Genomic DNA, 18,451 nt, shown 5'->3' on the forward strand with positions numbered 1-18,451 from the left:
CTAGCCCGCATGGCTCTGAACCTTGTAGACCTGCCAGGCCCCTGAGCTCTGCTTGCGCAGGTAGAAGCGAACCGAGCAATCAAAAAAATCCACGGTGACTTCTGGCGGGTCCGGGTCCTGCTTGCCCGCCAGGCGGCGAAGGCGGTTGCCATAGGTCTGGAAGGGTGTGAACGAGCTCGGGTTGATACAGCCGCGCAGCCGGGCTTTCCAGCCGGGGGCGGTGTCCACGCCTTCGATGTAGGCTCGGGTCGCGGCGATGGCCTCTTCCGGCTTGTGCTCGCGCTTGATCCAGAAAGCCAGGAGCGCCGCAGCGGCGATGGACGCGGCGATCATGGAAATCATGGTTTTGTGCATAGGTGTTGATTCGCGCTGAAGTCTGTCCCCATCTTTGCATCAAAAGCGCGCCAGGGGTCTTGCATCGAGGCCTTGAGCCCGGCGAAGCCGTGTCCAATCGGGCCGATATACCGCTGCAGGCAGCTAAAGCTTTTGCAGCAGCTCGCGCATGGCCTGCAGCGGCAGTTCGCGGCTGCGGCCCCGGCGCAAGGCCAGAGAGAACTGCGACTGGTAGCCAAACTCGGCGGGCAGCAGCACCTTCAGCCGGCCCTGCTCGACCCAGGACTGGGCATAGTGCTCCGGCAGATAGCCGATGTAACCGCCCGACAGTATCAGGATCAGCTGGGCTTCCATGCTCTCCACCGTGGCCACGCTGCGCTTGAAGCCATGCCGGCCCAGCTCGGTCTGGCTCCAGTAGCTGCGGCTCACCACGTTGAGTTCGGAAACCACCGCGGGCAGCAGTTTCTTCTGTGTAAAGCAGGGATGCCGGTCGCTGCAGTACAGCCATTGCTGCTCGCGGTAGAGCGGCTGATAGACGAGGCCATTGGCTTTGGCGGGGAAGAAGCCCACGGCGATGTCGAGTTCGTTGTCGAGGAGGCCCTTCTGCAGCTCATAGGGGCTGCGGATCATCAGGCTCAGGTGCATGCCCGGGTACTTGCCGGAAAACACCCCTATCGCCTGGGCCAGCGGCAGCGAGGCATCGGTCACCGTGGTGTCGAGCACGCCCATCTTCAGCGTACCGCCGAGCTCGCCCTTGAGCGACCGGGTGTAGAGCTCAAAGCTGTCCAGTTCGCCCAGCACGCGCAGGGTTTCCGACAGCAGCAGCTCACCCTTGGCCGTCAGCGCAAAGCCGCCACGGCCGCGCCGGCACAGCGAGAAGCCGACATCACTTTCCAGCTGGGCCATATAGGTGCTGATGGCCGAGGTGGTGAGGTTCAACTCCTGCTGCGCCCGGGCAAAACCCTGGTGGCGGGCCACGGCCGCAAAAATCCGCAACAGCTTGAGGTCAGCGCTTTGTGCCATGGGACAACCTTGTATTTAGTTATGAAATTCTAAAACTGATTATTTGGTTACTGCTATTTTTTCATAACCCAGACTGGCTAAAGTTCGACCCATCGCAGCACGCAGGCGAGCTGCCACATGAAAAGGCCGATGCATGGTGTCCAAAGTTCTGTACCAACCCCAAAGCGGCAACGAGATGCCCCGGTTTGCCGGCCGCGCCACCATGATGCGGCTGCCCGCCATGGAGACGGCCGAGGGCCTGGATGCGGCCTTTATCGGCGTGCCCCTGGACATTGGTACCTCGCTGCGCGCCGGCACCCGCTTCGGGCCGCGCCAGATCCGGGCCGAGTCCGTGATGATCCGGCCCTACAACATGGCCACGGGCGCCGCCCCCTTCGATTCCCTGGCCGTGGCGGACATCGGCGACGTGGCCATCAATACCTACAACCTGCTGGAGTCGGTGCGCATCATCGAGGACAGCTATACCCGGCTGATGCAGTACCCGGTGGTGCCCATGACCCTGGGCGGCGACCACACCATCACCCTGCCGATTCTGCGGGCCATCGCGCGCAAGCACGGCCCCGTGGCCCTGGTGCATGTGGACGCCCATACCGACACCAACGACGACATGTTCGGTGAAAAAATCGCCCACGGCACCACCTTCCGGCGTGCGGTGGAAGAGGGCTTGCTGGACTGCGGCCGCGTGGTCCAGATCGGCCAGCGCGCGCAAGGCTATGCGAGCGGCGACTTCCAGTGGGGCGTGGACCAGGGCTTTCGCCTGGTGCAGGCCGAGCAATGCTGGTACCAGTCGCTGGCGCCGCTGATGGCCGAGGCGCGGGCCCAGATCGGCGACAGGCCGGTGTACCTCACATTTGACATCGACGGCATAGACCCCGCCTGGGCACCCGGCACCGGTACACCCGAGGTCGGCGGCCTGACCGCCATCCAGGCGCTGGAAATCGTGCGCGGCTGCCGTGGCATGAACATCGTCGGCTGTGACCTGGTCGAGGTGTCGCCGCCGTATGACCTCAGCGGCAATACCTCCCAGCTGGCAGCGAACTTGCTTTACGAAATGCTGTGTGTACTGCCCGGCGTGGCGTACCGCTAACAGCTCTTTGTCCATGGAACTCAAGATATTCCGCTCTACCTGGGGTGCGCAAGGCGATATGGCCGCGTGCGTGGCCCAGCTGCGCGAAGCCGGTTGCGCCGGCCTGGAAGCCCGCCTGCCGATGGATGCACCGGCGCGGCGCGCGCTGCGTGGCAGCCTGCAGGCCGAAGCGCTGGACTACATCGCCACCGTGTTCAGCGGCGCCGATGTGATTCCGCGCCAGCAAGACGGGCCGCAGGTGCATTTACGGCACCTGGCACGGGCCTTCGATGCCGCGGCGGAACTGGCTCCCCGTTTCGTCAACCTGCTGGCCGGCAACGACCGCTGGCCGCTGGCGGCGCAGGTGGAATTTCTGGGCCGGACCCAGGCCCTGGCCGATGCCGCGGGCATCGCCTGCACTTTTGAAACCCACCGCGCAAGCTCGCTGTACAGCCCCTGGGTCACGCTGGACATCGTTCGCCAGCTGCCGCAGCTGCAGTACACGGCCGACATCAGCCACTGGGTGGTGGTGTGCGAGCGCCTGCTGGACGACCCGCTGGACGACCTGACGCCGTTCCTGGAGCGCGTGCACCATGTTCAGGCCCGCGTGGCCTACGCCCAGGGCCCGCAGGTGCCCGATCCGGCCGCGCCCGAATACGCCGCCGAGCTGGCGTTCCACCAACGCATCTGGGAGTCGGTCTGGGCGCTGCAGCTGCGCAAGGGCTACGCCACCACCACGCTGACCCCCGAGTTCGGCCCCGACGGCTACATGCATCTGCTGCCCTACACCCGCAGCCCGGTGGCGGACCTGTGGCAGGTGAATCGCTGGATGGCGCTGGAAGAACGGCGGCATTTCGAACGCTGGTCGCAACACCACCTCTCTCTCAACCTCACACCACGGCAGGACCCTGACCATGCAACCCGGACAACGTAATTTCACGGCCTTGCCCGTGATCAACATCCGCGGCCTCTTTAGCGACAGCCTGGCGCAACGCCAGGCGGTGGCCGACGCACTCGGTGCGGCAGCCCGCGATGTGGGCTTTTTCTACGTCGTCGGCCACGGCATCGATGCCGGGCTGATCGCCGGCCTGCGCCAGGCCAGCCGCACCCTGTTCGCGCAGCGGATGGAGTGGAAGATGCGCTACTACATCGGTGAATCCTGGGGCCATAAAGGCTATGTGCCCGAGGGCGAAGAGGTGTATTCCAAAGGCCGGCCCGACCACAAGGAGGCGTTTGACATCGGCTTCGAGGCGCCGGATGACCACCCGCTGGTACTGGCCGGCACACCGCTGATCGGCAACAACAAGTGGCCGGACCTGCCCGGGTTCAAAGCCGCCGTGGCCGGCTACTACGCGGCCGTGTTCGCGCTCGGCCGCCAGCTGTTCCGTGGTTTTGCCTTGTCGCTGGGCCAGCCCGAAGACGCGTTCGAGGCCCTGGTGACCTGCCCGCCGTCCAAGTTGCGGCTGATCCACTACCCGGTGGACACCGAGGCCGTGGACGCCCCCGGCATAGGCGCGCATACCGACTACGAGTGCTTCACCCTGCTGCTGGCCGACCAGCCGGGCCTGGAGGTGCTGAACGACCAGGGCGCATGGATCGATGCGCCGCCGTATGCCGAAGCCGGCCCAAACGGTGAAGAGGCTTTCGTGATCAACATCGGCGACATGCTGGAAGTGATGACCGCCGGCGCGTTCCCCGCCACCTCGCACCGTGTCCGCAAGGTGCAGCATGAGCGCTATTCCTTCCCGCTGTTCTTCGCCTGCGATTACCACACCCGCATCCGGCCGCTGCCGCAGTTTGCGAATGGCGCCGCGACCACCCGCTACAGCGAGCTGTCGATCGGCGAGCACATGTATTCACAGGCCCAGCAGACCTACACCTACCTCAAACGCAAGCTGCAGGCCGGTGAGATTGCGTTGCCCGACGGCGCGCTGAAGCCGAACAGCTTCGGCCACCTGAAGTCCCAGGCCGGCGCCTGAACCCTTTTTCGTTTCCCTTGTTCGTCCACCCACCCCAGGAGTTAGCTACCATGATGAAAACCATCCGTACCGCGTCCCTCAACCGCCGCCTGCTGGCTGTCGCACTGGCGGCCTTGCTGCCGGCCGCCGCATTCGCCCAGACCATCGTGCCCGGCCAGATCAAGGTCGGCATGGAGATCACCTATCCTCCATTTGAATCCTGGCAAGGCGACAAGGTGGTGGGCTTCGACCCCGATATGGCCGAAATGCTGGGCCGCGAGATGAAGACCAAGCCCGCCTTCGTGGACACCAAGTTTCCCAGCCTGATTCTCGGCCTGGGCAGCGGCCAGTTCGACACGGTGATCTCCGGCATGTACATCACCCCGGAGCGCACCGCCCAGGCCGATGCCATCGCCTATGCCCGCACCGGCGCGTCCATCATGGTGGCCAAGGACGGCGGCGTCGCACCCAAGACCGAGCAGGAGTTGTGCGGCCTGAAAGTGGGCTTGCAGCAGGGCACCAGCTGGGTTGCCGCGCTGAAAAAGCTGTCCGCCGAATACTGCGTGCCGAACGGCAAGCCCGCCGTGGCGGTGAGCGAGTTCCCCACCGCGCCCGAGGTGTCGCAAGCCCTGCTGTCCAAGAACGTCCAGGCGCAGCTGGAGATTGCCGGCGCCGCGAAGATGCTTGCAGAGCGCAGCAAGGGCCGCATCGCCATCAGCTCGACGGGCCTGGTGTATCCGCAAACCCTGGGCATCTACGTGAAGAAGGGCAACACGGCCCTGTACCAGGCGTTTGAGAAAGCCCTGGCTGCCGTGAAAGCCAGCGGCGAGTACGCGGCCCTGGTCAAGAAGTACGACCTTGAGCCGATAGCGGCAAAGTAAGGTCTCACCCCCAGGCTGCAGTGCTGCGCATCTTTCGCCTGCCCTCTTGCACGGAGCGATACCCGTGGCCCGGCGAAGCCGGTTCCACGGCTTCTGCGGGAGGGGGCATCCTGCCTGCCCGCGCCTGGGGAGCCGTTGTCAAGCAAGTCAACACGCGAGGGCGTGGCGCTGCCGCGCCTTTTCGATAGTTTTGCCTCCTGGAGCCTTTGCATGGAACTGGATTGGTCGTATTTTTTCTCGCTGTTTTCCATGAAGGTTTTCTGGCGGGCGTGCGTGACCGTGGTGCAGCTGGGCTCACTGGCCTGGACGCTGGGCCTGGTGCTGGGTTTTTTCCTGGCCTGCGCGCGCATCTCTGCGACCCGCTGGGTCAGTGCGTTGGCGGGGGTTTATATCTGGTTGTTCCGAAGCGTGCCCTTGCTGGTGGTGGTGGTGTTCGTATTCAATCTGCCGCAGATATTTCCGGCAAGCCGCAGCGTGATAGGCGAACCCTTCTTTGCCGGCCTGGTTGCCATGGTGCTGACCGAGGCGGCCTACATGGCGGAAATTCACCGCGGCGGCCTGCTGTCGGTGGCGCGCGGCCAGCGCGAGGCAGGCCGCGCGTTGGCCCTGGGTCGCTTTGGCGCGATGCGGCTGATCGTGGTGCCGCAGGCGTTTCGCATTGCGCTGCCCACGCTGATCAACGAATTCGTCACCATCATCAAGCTGACCTCGCTGGTCTCGGTGATTTCGCTGCCCGAGCTCCTGATGACCGGCTTGCGGCTGTATTCGCAAAATTTCCTGGTGATGGAAACCCTGCTGGGCGTGGCGGTGTATTACGTGATGCTGGTCACCGTATTCAGCACGCTACTGGGCTGGCTGGAAAAGCGCCTGGACCTGCAGCTGCGCCGCCCCACCACTTTGGACGATGCGACCTGCGCCAGCCTGCGCAGCCGTCTCGGCGGCCCGGCGGCGATACGCCCGGTGGTTGCGGCGCCCGGCCAGCCGGCCGCGCTGGAGCTGCGCAACATCCACAAGGCCTACGGTGCGCACCAGGTGCTCAAGGGCGTCAGTTTGCAGGTTGGCGCAGGCCAGGTGATCTCCATCATCGGCCCGTCCGGCTCGGGGAAAACCTCGCTGATCCGCACCATCAACGCGCTGGAGAAGATCGACCAGGGCGAGATCATCCTGTTCGGCGAAAGCCACATCCACGCCCACGAGTCCCTGGACAGCAGCCGGGTGCGCAAGGGCATCCGCCGCATCGGCATGGCCTTCCAGAGCTTCAACCTGTTCCCGCACCTGAGCGTGCTGGGCAACGTGCTGCTGGCGCCGTGCTACCACGGCCAGCCCGCGGATGCCGGGCAGCGCCAGGCCCGGGCCCAGCAGCTGCTTGACAAGGTGGGCCTGCTGGCGCACCAGCACAAATACCCGCACCAGCTGTCCGGCGGCCAGCAGCAGCGCGTGGCGATTGCCCGTGCGCTGGCCATGTCGCCCGACGTGATGCTGTTCGACGAGCCGACCTCGGCCCTCGACCCCGAACTGGTCGGCGAGGTGCTGAAGGTGATCCAGGACCTGGCGCAAGAGGGCATGACCATGGTCATCGTGACCCACGAAATGGACTTCGCGCTGGCGATCTCCGACCGTGTGCTGTTCATGGAGAACGGCCTGATCCAGCTCGACGCCGCGCCGCGGCAGATACAACAACCCGACGCGCCGGATGGTACAACGCAGCGCGTGCGTCGATTCATGGGATTGGAATCCTGACATGAGCCCTAGCTCTGATGAAGCCACTCTGCGCCGCGACCTGGCGGCCGCTTATCGCCTGGCCGCACTGTTCGGCTGGGACGACACGCTGTACACCCACTTCTCGGTGCGGCTGCCGCGCGCGGACGGCGCGGCGCCGCAAGACGACCGCTTCCTGATCAACCCCTTCGGCCTGCTGTTTGAGGAAGTGCGCGCCAGCGACCTGCTGGTGGTGGACATGCGCGGCCGCGTGGTGTCGGGTGGCTCCGATTACAACGTGGCCGGCTTCACCATCCACAGCGCCGTGCACATGGCGCGCGACGACGCGCACTGCGTGCTGCACACCCACACCCTGGCCGGCATGGCGGTGGCGGCCTGCGAGGGCGGGTTGCTGCAGCTGAACCAGATCAGCGCCGAGTTCTACCAGCGTGTGGGCGTGCATGCCTACGAGGGCGTGGCGTTTGACCTGGGCGAGCGCGAGCGCATCCAGCAGTCGCTGGGCGCGAACATTGCCTTGCTGCTGCGGCACCATGGCCTGTTGTCGGTGGGTAGTACCGTGGCCGACGCGTTCTGCATCATGTTCTACCTGAACCGCGCCTGCGAGATCCAGATGGCGGCCAGCCAGATGGCCTCCACCGCCGGCCCGGTCACCGCAATCCCCGCGCAGCTGAGCCAGCACGCCTGCGAGCAACTGCAGAGCGTGGAGCACGAGCGCCAGGTCCTCTGGCAGGCCTGGCTGCGCCGGCTGGACCGCATCGATCCCTCTTACCGCGATTGACCCTGTACCTGCATGCCGACTCTGCTGCTCTGTAGTGCCACCGATGACCTGAGCGACCTGCACACGCTCTTCCAGCACGAGGCCGCGCGCTGCGTGCCCGGCCTGCAGGTACGCCTGTGGCCCGACATGCCCGATCCCGCCGATGTCGAGGCCGTGGCCGGCTGGTATCCGCCCGCCGGTTTGATGCGCAGCCTGCCGAATCTGCGCCTGGCCTCGTCGATTGCCGCCGGGGTTGACCATGTTCTAGGCCCGGCCCAGCCGCGTCCCGAGGTGCCGGTCTGCCGCATCGTGGACCCCGGCCTGGCCGCCGGCATGGCCGAGTACGTGCTGTGGGCCGTGCTGTACTACCACCGGGCGCTGGACCAGGCGCAGCAGCAGCAGGCGCAGCGCCTGTGGAAGATGCCGGCACAAAAAGCCGCCCGCCAAACCCATGTAGGCCTGCTGGGCCTGGGTGTACTGGGCAGCCACGTGGCCCGGGTGCTGCGGGCCCAGGGTTTTGCCGTCAGCGGCTGGTCGCGCTCGGCGCACGCCATCGACGGTGTCACTGCTTATGCGGGACCGCAGACGCTGAAGGCTTTCCTGCGCGAGCCCGATGTGCTGGTCTGCCTGCTGCCGCTGACCGACGCCACCCGCGGGCTGTTGAACCGCGAGTTCTTGCAGGCCATGAAACCCGGTGCGGCGCTGGTGCATTGCGGCCGGGGCGAGCATTTGATGGTCGAGGACCTGCTGCAGGCGCTGGACCAAGGCCATCTGCGCGGTGCGGTGCTCGATGTATTTGCCCAGGAACCGTTGCCGGCATCGAACCCGCTATGGAAGCACCCACGGGTGGTGGTCACGCCGCACATGGCTTCGGCCGCGCAGCCGGCGGCCATCGTTGGCCAGATCCTGGACAACCTGCAGCGCGTGCGCAGCGGCCGGCCGGTGCTAAATGCCGTGGACCGTAGTGTGGGTTATTAGCAGCGAGTAATCTGTAAAAGCGAGTTTGGGAGAACCGCAATGACAATGATGGCTTTACTCTGATGCTAACCGGCGCCATCGAAGTGCCGTGCTACGCCTGGGGCGGGGGAATGAGCACTTCTCCCATCATCAGACGGCGCGCACTCCGGCTCATCACAGCCTGGGTCACCACCCAGCCATCAGGTGTCTCCTGAGCCAGCGCACCGACACTGAGCGCACCCGAGGGGTGGCCGAAACGTACGGCCGCGCTGGAACCTGAAGGAAGAAGACGGCTCACAAGTGTTCCGGGAATGGCACCGGCCACAGCAATCGCTACGGCACCTGTTCCCGTCATTGCATGGTGCAGCTTGCCCATGGACATGATGCGTACCAGGATGTCGATGTCCGCCGCGGCAACAAACTTTCCATTCGATGATGTGTAGTCCAACGGCTTGGCCGCAAAAGCGAGTTTGGGTGTATGGAAGCGCTTTTCGGTCGCTTCTGCTGCGGTGCTTGCCAGCCCCATGAGAACCGCACAATGAGCACGGATGGCCTCGCAGCGGGCCAGGAATTCCGCGTTCGAATTGACTGCATCCTGCAACTCATTGCCTTTTAAACCCACTGTCGCGGCATCAATGAAGATGGTGGGGTTGCCGGCATTGATCAGGGTTGCCTCTACAGTGCCGACACCGGGAATGTCTATCTATCCTGCACACCACGGGAACGCGCGCGACGGATCCTCCCAGGCGATGAATGACCAGCGTCAACTCTGAGCCAGGGCCTGGAGACGCCTCTTCAATTCCCTCGATGTCGAATGTTTCGGTTCCGTTAATCTCCAGGGTCTTTCTCGTCACACCAGTGGGAAATTCAAGCGGCAGTACGCCCATGCCCACAAGATTTGTGCGGTGTATGCGTTCGAAGTTCTCGCAAACCACAACCTTGACGCCGATCAGTCGAACGCCCTTGGCGGCCCAGTCCCGTGACGATCCCGACCCGTAGTTTTTACCGGCAACGATGATGAGCGGCTGGCCCCGCTGCATATAGGTCTCGGCGGCGTCGAAAAGCCTCATCACGACACTGTCGGGCTGCAGGCGTGTGAGCGATCCTTCCCGGCCGGCCATTTCATTCTTCAGGCGGTGGTTGGCGAAGGTAGCGCGAATTGCCGCTATATGGTTGCCACGGCGGGTATCGGGTTTATTCATCCATCCCAAAACGCCAAAGTGAAAGTGTCGTCCTTCACCTTCCAGAAGTACGGAATGATCCAGGGTCAGGTGGCGCAGGTGAGCGCCGACGCCAGCGAGCAAGGCGCAAACGACGGCCAGCAAGGCCAGGCGAAGGCGAGGGTGGACCGGTTCACCTACAAGACGATGATCGACCTCAAGGGACAGTTCCTGGAGGCGGACGGTGCGAAGCATCGTTTGGCGCCGGGCATGCAGGTCTCGGCCGAGATTCACCTGGGCACGCGCAGTGTGCTCGAATACTTGCTGTCTCCTGTGACCAAGGCATTCAGGGAATCGGCACGGGAGCGCTGATCATTGCGAGGCCCGGGGTTTGAATGAAGCGCTGTTTGAGTACCAAGCCAAGAGCCGGGGATTTTTAGTGCGCCGGGTTCAGTTCACTTTTTCTTGCGGGACTCAGCTGACGTACGAGCTCAACAGCACGAAAACTGCGGCACTATGGTGTGAGAAGCTCGCAAGGATGCATAGTCGCTACTTGCTGCGCACAGACGTGAACCATCGCCATGGTTTTGCCACAAAACCGGAGATTCAGGCCGCGGTGGCCAGGCTGAAGAAGAGCGCAACTTTTCTGGGATTTCCCCTGGAACCGTTGACCAGGCGGAACTGGCAGGGAGAATTAAACAGGCTGCACATCAACTTCCCTGAATTCTTCAAGGGGAAGTTTGATCGTGAGAGGTTCCAGGCCGCCCATGAGACAAATTTACTCATTCACTGGCTGGAATACGAACTGGCCGATCTGCTGGATGGCAAAGACCAGTACATCTTCAACCTGGACTTCAACCACTTTCCTGCGGCATATAACCTGAAGGCGAAAATTCCCGAGGAGGAGTTGGGTCATTTTGATCCCGTGTTGGCGTTTGGGAACTTGCATCTTCACTACATTCACATCGGCCGCCATTTTTTGGAGTTGGTTGACGCCAATGACATGGATTGCATTCCCCGGCATTTCATCGCCCAGCACGAATTCAACGCAACTTGCGGGCTGGTGTTCTCGGAACCATGCGACCAAACCCGTTTAGCGGCCCGCATGCGGGATTATTACGACCGGAGAGGTGCGAAGGAATTCTTCGGTCTCGAGTATGAAGACCCGAAATTGGCTAAAGGTTTTTTCAAGATCGGACAACTCGTGGATTTGCCCGCATACTCCGCGCGTGCACGGCGGCAAGCATTGCGTGATCAGCTCAAAACTTCACGAATTACTGCCTGGCGATTGTTGCCTTGAGGTCCTGGCCAGCCTACATATTCCGCCGGTACTGCCCACCCACCTCAAACAGCGCATTGGTGATCTGCCCCAGGGAGCAGACGCGCACGGCGTCCATCAGTACCTCGAAGACATTGAGATTTTCAATCACGGCCTGCTGCAGGCGCTTGAGCATGGCCGGTGATTCGGCGGCGTGGCGGTGGTGGAAGTCGTCCAGGCGCTTGAGCTGGCTTTGTTTTTCTTCCTCGGTGGAGCGGGCCAGTTCGAGCTTGTCCTGTACCGCATCGCCGTGCGGGTTGCGGAAGGTGTTGACGCCGATGATGGGCAGCTCGCCGGTGTGCTTGAGCATCTCGTAGTGCATGGACTCGTCCTGGATGCGGCCGCGCTGGTAGCCGGTTTCCATGGCGCCCAGCACGCCGCCGCGCTCGGCGATGCGCTCGAACTCGCTGAGTACCGCTTCCTCGAGCAGTTCGGTGAGCTCCTCGATGATGAACGCGCCCTGCGAGGGGTTTTCGTTCTTGGCCAGGCCCCATTCGCGGTTGATGATGAGCTGGATGGCCATGGCGCGGCGCACCGATTCCTCGGTGGGTGTGGTGATGGCTTCGTCGAACGCGTTGGTGTGCAGCGAGTTGCAGTTGTCATAAATCGCGATCAGCGCCTGCAGCGTGGTGCGTATGTCGTTGAACTGGATTTCCTGCGCGTGCAGGCTGCGGCCCGAGGTCTGGATGTGGTATTTGAGCTTCTGGCTGCGTTCGTTGGCGCCGTATTTTTCCTTCATGGCCACGGCCCAGATGCGGCGCGCGACGCGGCCCATCACGGTGTACTCCGGGTCCATGCCGTTGCTGAAGAAAAAGCTCAGGTTGGGCGCGAAGTCGTCGATGTGCATGCCGCGCGCGAGATACGCTTCGACAAAGGTGAAACCGTTGGACAGCGTGAAGGCCAGCTGGCTGATGGGGTTGGCGCCGGCTTCGGCGATGTGGTAGCCGCTGATGGAGACGCTGTAGAAGTTGCGCACCCGGTTGTGCACAAAGTACTGGGCGATGTCGCCCATGACCTTCAGACTGAACTCGGTGGAGAAGATGCAGGTGTTCTGGCCCTGGTCTTCTTTCAGGATGTCGGCCTGCACGGTACCGCGCACATTCTCCTGCACCCATTCACGTATCTTGGCTGCTTCGGTCGCGGTTGGGTCGCGGCCGTTGTCATTCTTGAACTTGGCCAGATTCTGGTCTATCGCCGTGTTCATGAACATCGCGAGGATGGTCGGCGCCGGGCCGTTGATGGTCATGGAGACCGAGGTCGAGGGGTTGCACAGGTCAAAGCCGTCGTACAGCACCTTCATGTCGTCGAGTGTGGCGATGGACACGCCCGAGTTGCCGACCTTGCCGTAAATGTCGGGGCGCAGGGCCGGGTCGTTTCCGTAGAGCGTGACCGAGTCGAAGGCGGTGGACAGGCGTTTGGCGGCCATGCCTTCGCTGAGCAGCTTGAAGCGGGTGTTGGTGCGGAAGGGGTCGCCCTCGCCGGCGAACATGCGGGTCGGGTCCTCGCCCTCGCGCTTGAAGGCAAAGGTGCCGGCGGTATAGGGATAGCTGCCGGGCACGTTGTCCAGCATCAGCCATTTGAGGATTTCGCCGTGGTCTTCGTACTGCGGCAGGGCCACCTTGCGTATGGTGGTGCCCGAGAGCGACTTGGTGGTCAGCGCGGTGCGGATTTCCTTGTCGCGGATTTTCACGACGTATTCGTCGCCGGCATAGGCCGCCTGCATGTCGGGCCACTGGGCCAGCAGGGCGCGGGCGTCGGCGTCCATGCGGGCCTTGCGGTGGCCGGCCAGGTCCAGCGCGGCCTCGGCGGCCGGTGCGCGGTCAGGCTTGTCGATTTTCAGCATGGCGGCGGCCGCCTTGAGCTGCTGCACCTCGCGCGCCAGCTGGGCCTGGGCGCGGGCACGCTTTTTGTAGCCGCGCACCGTGTCGCTGATCTCGGCCAGGTAGCGCGTGCGCGCGGCCGGCACCACCGGCGTCTGGTTGGTGCTGTGGCGCACGCCGGCCGCGGGCAGCACGCCGCCCTCGAGCGCCAGGCCCAGCGCGGCCAGGCGCGGCTTGAGCGCCTGGTACAGCGCGGTCACGCCGTCGTCGTTAAAGCGCGCGGCCATGGTGCCGAAGACCGGCATCTTGTCGGCCGGCGTGCCCCAGGCTTCCTTGTTGCGCTGCACCTGCTTGGAGACATCGCGCAAGGCATCGAGCGAGCCCTTGCGGTCGAACTTGTTGATGGCGATGAACTCGGCGAAGTCCAGCATGTCGATTTTTTCGAGCTGGCTGGCCGCGCCGAACTCGGGCGTCATCACATACATGGGCACATCCACATGCGGCACGATGGCGGCATCGCCCTGGCCTATGCCCGAGGTCTCGACGACGATGAGGTCAAAGCCCGCGCATTTGCAGGCGGCAATCACATCGGGCAAGGCCTGGCTGATTTCGGAGCCGAAGTCGCGCGTGGCCAGGGAGCGCATGAAGACGCGCTGGCCGCTGTCGGCGTTCTTTTGCCCGGCTGCGGGCACGGTCCACGGGTTGATGGCGTTCATGCGGATGCGGTCGCCTAGCAGGGCGCCGCCGCTCTTGCGGCGCGAGGGGTCGATGCTGATGACGGCCACGCGCAGCTTGTCGTTCTGGTCCAGGCGCAGGCGGCGTATCAGTTCGTCGGTCAGCGAGGACTTGCCGGCGCCGCCGGTGCCGGTGATACCAAGCACCGGAATCTTGCGGGTGGCGGCCTGGTTGCGGACGGTGTCGACGAGTGCTGCATCTGCCTTGCCGTTCTCCAAAGCAGTGATCAGCTGGGCCAGGGCCCGCCAGTTCATCTCGCCATGGCCTTCAATGGCCTTGACGTCCTTGGGCGCGAAGCCGGTCAGGTCCTTGTCGCAGCGCATGACCATCTCGCCGATCATGCCGGCCAGGCCCATCTTCTGGCCGTCCTCGGGGCTGTAGATGCGCGTCACGCCATAGGCATGCAGCTCGCGGATCTCGGGCGGCACGATCACGCCGCCGCCGCCGCCGAAAACCTGGATGTGCTCGCCGCCGCGGCTTTTGAGCAGGTCGACCATGTACTTGAAGTATTCGACATGCCCGCCCTGGTAGGAGCTGATGGCGATGCCCTGGGCGTCTTCCTGCAGGGCGGCCGTGACGACTTCGTCAACGCTGCGGTTGTGGCCCAGGTGGATGACCTCGGCGCCCATGCTTTGCAGGATGCGCCGCATGATGTTGATGGCCGCGTCATGCCCGTCGAACAGGCTGGCCGCCGTGATGAAGCGCACCTTGTGCGTGGGGCGATAGCTGGCGAGCGCTTTGTATTCAGCGGACATGTCGGTCATGGTTGTCTCCGGGCGGTGGCATATTGCTGCCCTGCCCACTGTAGTTGACGTTTACGTAAACGTCAATCTTACTCCGTAAGCGGGGGCTGTTCAAGCGCCCGCGCCCGGGGCGGGGAATTGGGGGCCCCCCCAGGGCCGGAACCGGCCGTTCAGCCGCCGCCGTACAGGAATTTGGGCAGCCAGAGCGTCATGCCCGGCCAGATGTACATGAAGACCATGCACAGGATCACGATCAGCATGTAGGGCATCATGCCGGCGAAGATCTGGTTCAGGGTCACGTGCGAAGGCGAAACGCCTTTGAGGTAGAAGGCGCTCATCGCGACGGGTGGCGACAGGAAGGCCGCCTGCAGGTTGACGAAGACCAGCACGCCCCAGAGGATGGGGTCGATCTGGAAATGCTGCAGCAGCGGCAGGAAGATGGGCACAAAGATCACGATGATCTCGGTCCACTCGAGCGGCCAGCCGAGGATGAAGATGATGGCCTGCGACACCAGCAGGAACTGCAGCGGCGTGAGCTCCATCGACAGCACCCATCTCTCGATCACGGCCTGCCCGCCCAGCAAGGCGAACACGGCCGAAAACAGCGCCGAGCCGACAAACAGCCAGCACACCATGGAGGTGGTCTTGGCGGTCAGGAAAACCGCCTCCTTGATGCGCTGGAAGTTCAGGGTCTTGGCGTGCCAGGCCATCAGGAAGGCGCCTGCCGCGCCGACTGCCGCGGATTCGGTGGCCGTCGTGATGCCGAACAGGATCACCGCCAGCACGACGAAGGTGAGTATGGCCAGCGGCATGACGGAAGAGACCAGCAGGCGCAGGATCTCGAACTGCTCCGCGTCGAACTTCCAGTAGTACCAGGCCAGCAGCAGCAAGGTGATGGCGCAGGCGATCCAGAAGCCGGTGAAGAACAGCTCGGGAACGGCGGCGGTGCGCGGCCCTTCGGCCGCCGGGTCGCCGAACTGCTGCATGGGCTCGTCCTTGGCGGGGCTGGCGGCCGGTTCGCCGACGGCGCCGGGCGGGGCCGACAGCTCCTGCAGGCCGCTGGTTTCGGCCGGCGGTTCCTGCACGCCGCTGGCGGACGGCGGCGCGGGGACCGCCTCGGCGCCGGGGGCTTCCTGCAGGCCGGTGCCGGCGCCCGCCGCCGCGGGCGCCTGGGCCCGCTGGGTGACTTGCGCCGCGGCGCTGGCGACGTTGTCTTCCTGGGAGTGGATCACCACATACCACCAGACGGCGCCCAGGGTGACGGCGGCCAGCGCCAGCGGTACCAGCGCCAGGCCCAGGCTGCGCGCCAGCAGGCCGCGCGTGATCTTCACGCCGTCCACGCCGGCCTTCAGGGCGCGGCCGGGTGAGGCGGTGGCGGCCAGCAGCGCGGGCAGCATGCGGCGCGAGTAGGCGCCGGCAACGGCGTGTAGCCAGGGCGGCACCGGCACCTGCTGCTGCTCGGGCGGCAGCTTGGGCGCGATCTTCGGATTGATCAACACCCAGACGATGATGTAGACGAGGTAGAGCAGGGCCAGGAAGAAGCCGGGAAACATGGCGGCGGCGTACAGCTTGACCACCGACTGGCCGGCGACGGCGGCGTAGACGATGATCATCACCGAGGGCGGGATCAGGATGCCCAGTGTGCCGCCGGCGGTGATCACGCCGGCCGCCAGCCGGGTGTCGTAGCCGGCGTTGAGCATGGGCCGCATGGCGATCACGCCCATCAGCACCACGACCGCGCCCACCAGGCCGCTGGCGATGCCCCAGAAGGTGCAGATGATCAGCGTGGTGACGGCCAGCGAGCCCGGCACGCTGCGAAAGGCCAGCTGCACGCTGTGGAACATCTTGTCCACCAGCGCGCCGCGCTCCATCACATAACCCATCAGCACAAAAAGCGGGATGGACAACAGGGTCTCATTGGTCATGGCCCCGAAGGCGCGCTGCACCATGAGGTCGAATATCTTGTTGTCCAGCCAGTGCGCCGACGGGTCGTAGAAGGCGACGAAGCCGAACATGATGCCCAGGCCCATCAGGGTGAAGGCGGTGGGAAAGCCCAGCATGATCACGACCACGATGAGGCAGAGCATGGTCATGCCGAGTGCTGCATTGCTCATCATTTATCCCTTCATTCCCTTGGATTTTTCGATGGCAAGCCGCTTGGCGTCCTCGTCGACGAATTCGCTGCCGGCCAGTTGCTGGGCCACCACGTCGGCTTCCTCGGCGTCCTTGAGCCGGGGCGTCCATGCGCCGGTCCTGAGGCAGACCACGCAGCGGATCATCTCGGCGATTCCCTGCATCAGCACGATGGCGCCGGCCAGCGGGATCACGAACTTGAAGGGGTAAAGCGGGATCGGGTCGGCGTTGAAGGTCTGCTCGTGGATGGACCACGAGTCGTTGAAATAAGTCCAGCCGGCCCAGGTCAGCGCGGCGATGCCGGGCAGGAAGAACAGGACGTAGAGCACCAGGTCCAGCAGGGCCTGGGTGCGCGGCTTCATGTTGCCGTACAGGAAGTCCCCGCGCACATGGCCGTCATGGGCCAGGGTGTAGGCGCCGCCCATCATGAACAGCGTGCCGTAGAGCATGTTGTTGGCATCGAAGATCCAGGCCGTCGGCGCGTTGAGCGCGTAGCGCTTGAAGACCTCGGCGCAGACCAGCAGCATCAGCACCACGATGAGCCAGGCAAAAGCCTTGCCCACCCAGGTGCTGATGGCGTCGGCGGTGTGCAGGAGACGTTGAACGTTCATGGCAGTTCCGGTGGCGTGCGGTGACAAAGAAAAGCAGCCATCCAGGTGGAACCGGATGGCTGCTGTGCTTCAGGCTCAAACTCGAGCGCCGGCGGTCAGGCTTTCTTGCCGGAGAAATAGTGGTTGTAGGCCATCTTGAAGTCGACGGAATAGTCGTTGTGCCAGGATACGGCCCGCTGGGCGAACGCCTTCTGCGAATCCAGCACCTTCTGGAACAGCGGGTTCTCGCCGGCCTTCTTGGCGATGGTCTTGTCCCAGGCGTCCAGCTGGGCGCGCAGCACGGCGTCCGAGGTCTTGTAGAACTTGATCCCCTGCTTTTTCATCTCGATGTAGTCGCTGGAGTTGCGGTCTATCATCTTCCAGCTCATGTCGGCACTGGCCGCCTGCACCGCATAGTCGATGATGGCCTTGAGTTCGGCCGGCAAGGTGTTGTATTTGGTCTTGTTGAACAGGATCTCGAACTGCTCGCCGCTTTGGTGAAAACTCTGCAGCATGCAGTTTTTCACCACGTCCGGAAAACCCAGGACCCGGTCTGAGGAGGCGTTGTTGAACTCGGCCGCATCGATCAGGCCGCGGTCCAGGGCCGGCACGATTTCGCCGCCGGGCAGGGGGTTGACCGCGGCGCCCATCAGCGTGAACATGTCCACGGCCAGGCCCACGGTGCGGTACTTCAGGCCCTTGAGGTCATCGGCCTTGGCAATGGGTTTTTTGAACCAGCCCAGCGGCTGGGTGGTCATGGGGCCGTAGAGGTAGGACACCACGTCCATGTTGATGGCTTTGTAGATTTCTTCGAGCAGGGCCTTGCCGCCGCCGTAGTTGTGCCAGGCCAGCACCATGTTGGAGTCCATGCCGTAGCCGGGGCCGGAGCCCCACAGGGCCAGCGCCGAATTTTTTCCGTAGTGGTAGGCCACCACGCCATGTCCGCCGTCCAGCGTGCCCTTGTTCACGGCTTCCAGCAGCTGGAAGGCCGGCACGACCGCGCCCGAGGGCAGCACCTCTATCTTGAGGCGGCCGCCGGCCATGTCGTTGACTTTTTTCGCGAAGTCGTTGGCAAACTCGTGGAAGATGTCCTTGGCCGGCCAGGTGCTCTGGAAGCGAAAGGAGGTTGTCTGCGCCATGGCGACCATGGGGGCGGACAGGGCGCCGGCGGCAATCGCGGCGCCTTTCAGCAGGCCGCGCCTGCGGGGGCTTTTGCTCTCGGTCATGACTGTCTCCTGTTGTTGGAAAACATACGAAC

16 protein-coding genes and 1 pseudogene are annotated in these 18,451 nt (G+C 64.0%); 9 read left to right on the top strand and 8 right to left on the bottom strand.

The features are described from left to right. Both AC1D09_RS01295 and AC1D09_RS01300 read right to left on the bottom strand, forming a co-directional pair. Positions 1–342, bottom strand: coding sequence for a hypothetical protein (locus tag AC1D09_RS01295; RefSeq protein WP_477664685.1), 342 nt, complete (start codon positions 340–342; stop codon positions 1–3). Positions 343–477: 135 nt separating this feature from the next. Beyond that, a complete protein-coding gene (locus tag AC1D09_RS01300) occupies positions 478–1,356 on the bottom strand; it encodes a LysR family transcriptional regulator (protein ID WP_477664686.1) in 879 nt (292 codons plus the stop codon). A 133-nt stretch (positions 1,357–1,489) separates the two neighbouring features. Between AC1D09_RS01300 and speB the strand changes: the two genes are divergently transcribed. The 7 genes from speB (at position 1,490) to AC1D09_RS01335 (ending at position 8,715) form a co-directional block, all read left to right on the top strand. Continuing rightward, on the top strand, positions 1,490–2,443 hold the full coding sequence (speB, locus tag AC1D09_RS01305) for an agmatinase (RefSeq protein WP_477664687.1): 954 nt from the start codon (positions 1,490–1,492) through the stop codon (positions 2,441–2,443). Positions 2,444–2,456: 13 nt separating this feature from the next. Continuing rightward, entirely contained in the window at positions 2,457–3,356 is a 900-nt protein-coding gene (locus tag AC1D09_RS01310; RefSeq protein WP_477664688.1) for a sugar phosphate isomerase/epimerase family protein, read from the top strand. After that, on the top strand, positions 3,337–4,401 hold the full coding sequence (locus tag AC1D09_RS01315) for an isopenicillin N synthase family dioxygenase (protein WP_477664689.1): 1,065 nt from the start codon (positions 3,337–3,339) through the stop codon (positions 4,399–4,401). Before AC1D09_RS01310 ends, AC1D09_RS01315 begins: the two co-directional genes overlap by 20 nt. Positions 4,402–4,451: 50 nt before the next feature. After that, a complete protein-coding gene (locus tag AC1D09_RS01320) occupies positions 4,452–5,261 on the top strand; it encodes a transporter substrate-binding domain-containing protein (RefSeq protein ID WP_477664690.1) in 810 nt (269 codons plus the stop codon). 210 nt (positions 5,262–5,471) lie between these two features. Next, positions 5,472–7,001: an amino acid ABC transporter permease/ATP-binding protein gene (locus AC1D09_RS01325; protein ID WP_477664691.1), complete on the top strand. Its 1,530-nt coding sequence runs from the start codon at positions 5,472–5,474 to the stop codon at positions 6,999–7,001. 1 nt (position 7,002) lies between these two features. Next, positions 7,003–7,758: a class II aldolase/adducin family protein gene (locus AC1D09_RS01330; protein WP_477664692.1), complete on the top strand. Its 756-nt coding sequence runs from the start codon at positions 7,003–7,005 to the stop codon at positions 7,756–7,758. Positions 7,759–7,770: 12 nt separating this feature from the next. After that, positions 7,771–8,715 carry a 2-hydroxyacid dehydrogenase gene (locus AC1D09_RS01335; protein WP_477664693.1) on the top strand — a complete coding sequence of 315 codons (945 nt, stop codon included), beginning with the start codon at positions 7,771–7,773 and terminating at the stop codon, positions 8,713–8,715. 91 nt (positions 8,716–8,806) lie between these two features. Here AC1D09_RS01335 and AC1D09_RS01340 read toward each other — a convergent pair. Beyond that, positions 8,807–9,397: pseudogene (locus AC1D09_RS01340) on the bottom strand (PrpF domain-containing protein); the annotation flags it as partial. Beyond that, positions 9,327–9,896 carry a hypothetical protein gene (locus AC1D09_RS01345; protein WP_477664694.1) on the bottom strand — a complete coding sequence of 190 codons (570 nt, stop codon included), beginning with the start codon at positions 9,894–9,896 and terminating at the stop codon, positions 9,327–9,329. The pseudogene AC1D09_RS01340 and the gene AC1D09_RS01345, both read right to left, overlap by 71 nt. Before the next feature lie 24 nt (positions 9,897–9,920). Here AC1D09_RS01345 and AC1D09_RS01350 point away from each other — a divergent pair, with 24 nt between their 5' ends. Together AC1D09_RS01350 and AC1D09_RS01355 are read left to right on the top strand one after the other, a co-directional pair. Next, positions 9,921–10,226 (top strand): beta-barrel domain-containing protein, encoded by a 306-nt coding sequence (locus tag AC1D09_RS01350; protein ID WP_477700901.1) that lies wholly within the window; start codon positions 9,921–9,923, stop codon positions 10,224–10,226. 19 nt (positions 10,227–10,245) lie between these two features. After that, a complete protein-coding gene (locus tag AC1D09_RS01355; protein WP_477664696.1) occupies positions 10,246–11,154 on the top strand; it encodes a hypothetical protein in 909 nt (302 codons plus the stop codon). 13 nt (positions 11,155–11,167) lie between these two features. On the opposite strand, the gene icmF is transcribed toward AC1D09_RS01355, so the two are convergent. The 4 genes from icmF to AC1D09_RS01375 form a co-directional block, all read right to left on the bottom strand. Further along, positions 11,168–14,491: a fused isobutyryl-CoA mutase/GTPase IcmF gene (icmF, locus tag AC1D09_RS01360; protein ID WP_477664697.1), complete on the bottom strand. Its 3,324-nt coding sequence runs from the start codon at positions 14,489–14,491 to the stop codon at positions 11,168–11,170. 149 nt (positions 14,492–14,640) lie between these two features. Next, the gene (locus tag AC1D09_RS01365; RefSeq protein ID WP_477700902.1) at positions 14,641–16,584 is read right to left on the bottom strand and encodes a TRAP transporter large permease; all 1,944 of its coding nucleotides are present in this window, start codon (positions 16,582–16,584) and stop codon (positions 14,641–14,643) included. A 3-nt stretch (positions 16,585–16,587) separates the two neighbouring features. Beyond that, positions 16,588–17,214 (bottom strand): TRAP transporter small permease subunit, encoded by a 627-nt coding sequence (locus AC1D09_RS01370; protein ID WP_477664449.1) that lies wholly within the window; start codon positions 17,212–17,214, stop codon positions 16,588–16,590. A gap of 95 nt (positions 17,215–17,309) precedes the next feature. Beyond that, the gene (locus AC1D09_RS01375; RefSeq protein ID WP_477664450.1) at positions 17,310–18,419 is read right to left on the bottom strand and encodes a TRAP transporter substrate-binding protein; all 1,110 of its coding nucleotides are present in this window, start codon (positions 18,417–18,419) and stop codon (positions 17,310–17,312) included. Between the last annotated feature and the right edge of the window lie 32 nt (positions 18,420–18,451).

It is taken from the genome of Polaromonas sp. P1_A2, assembly GCF_056406895.1.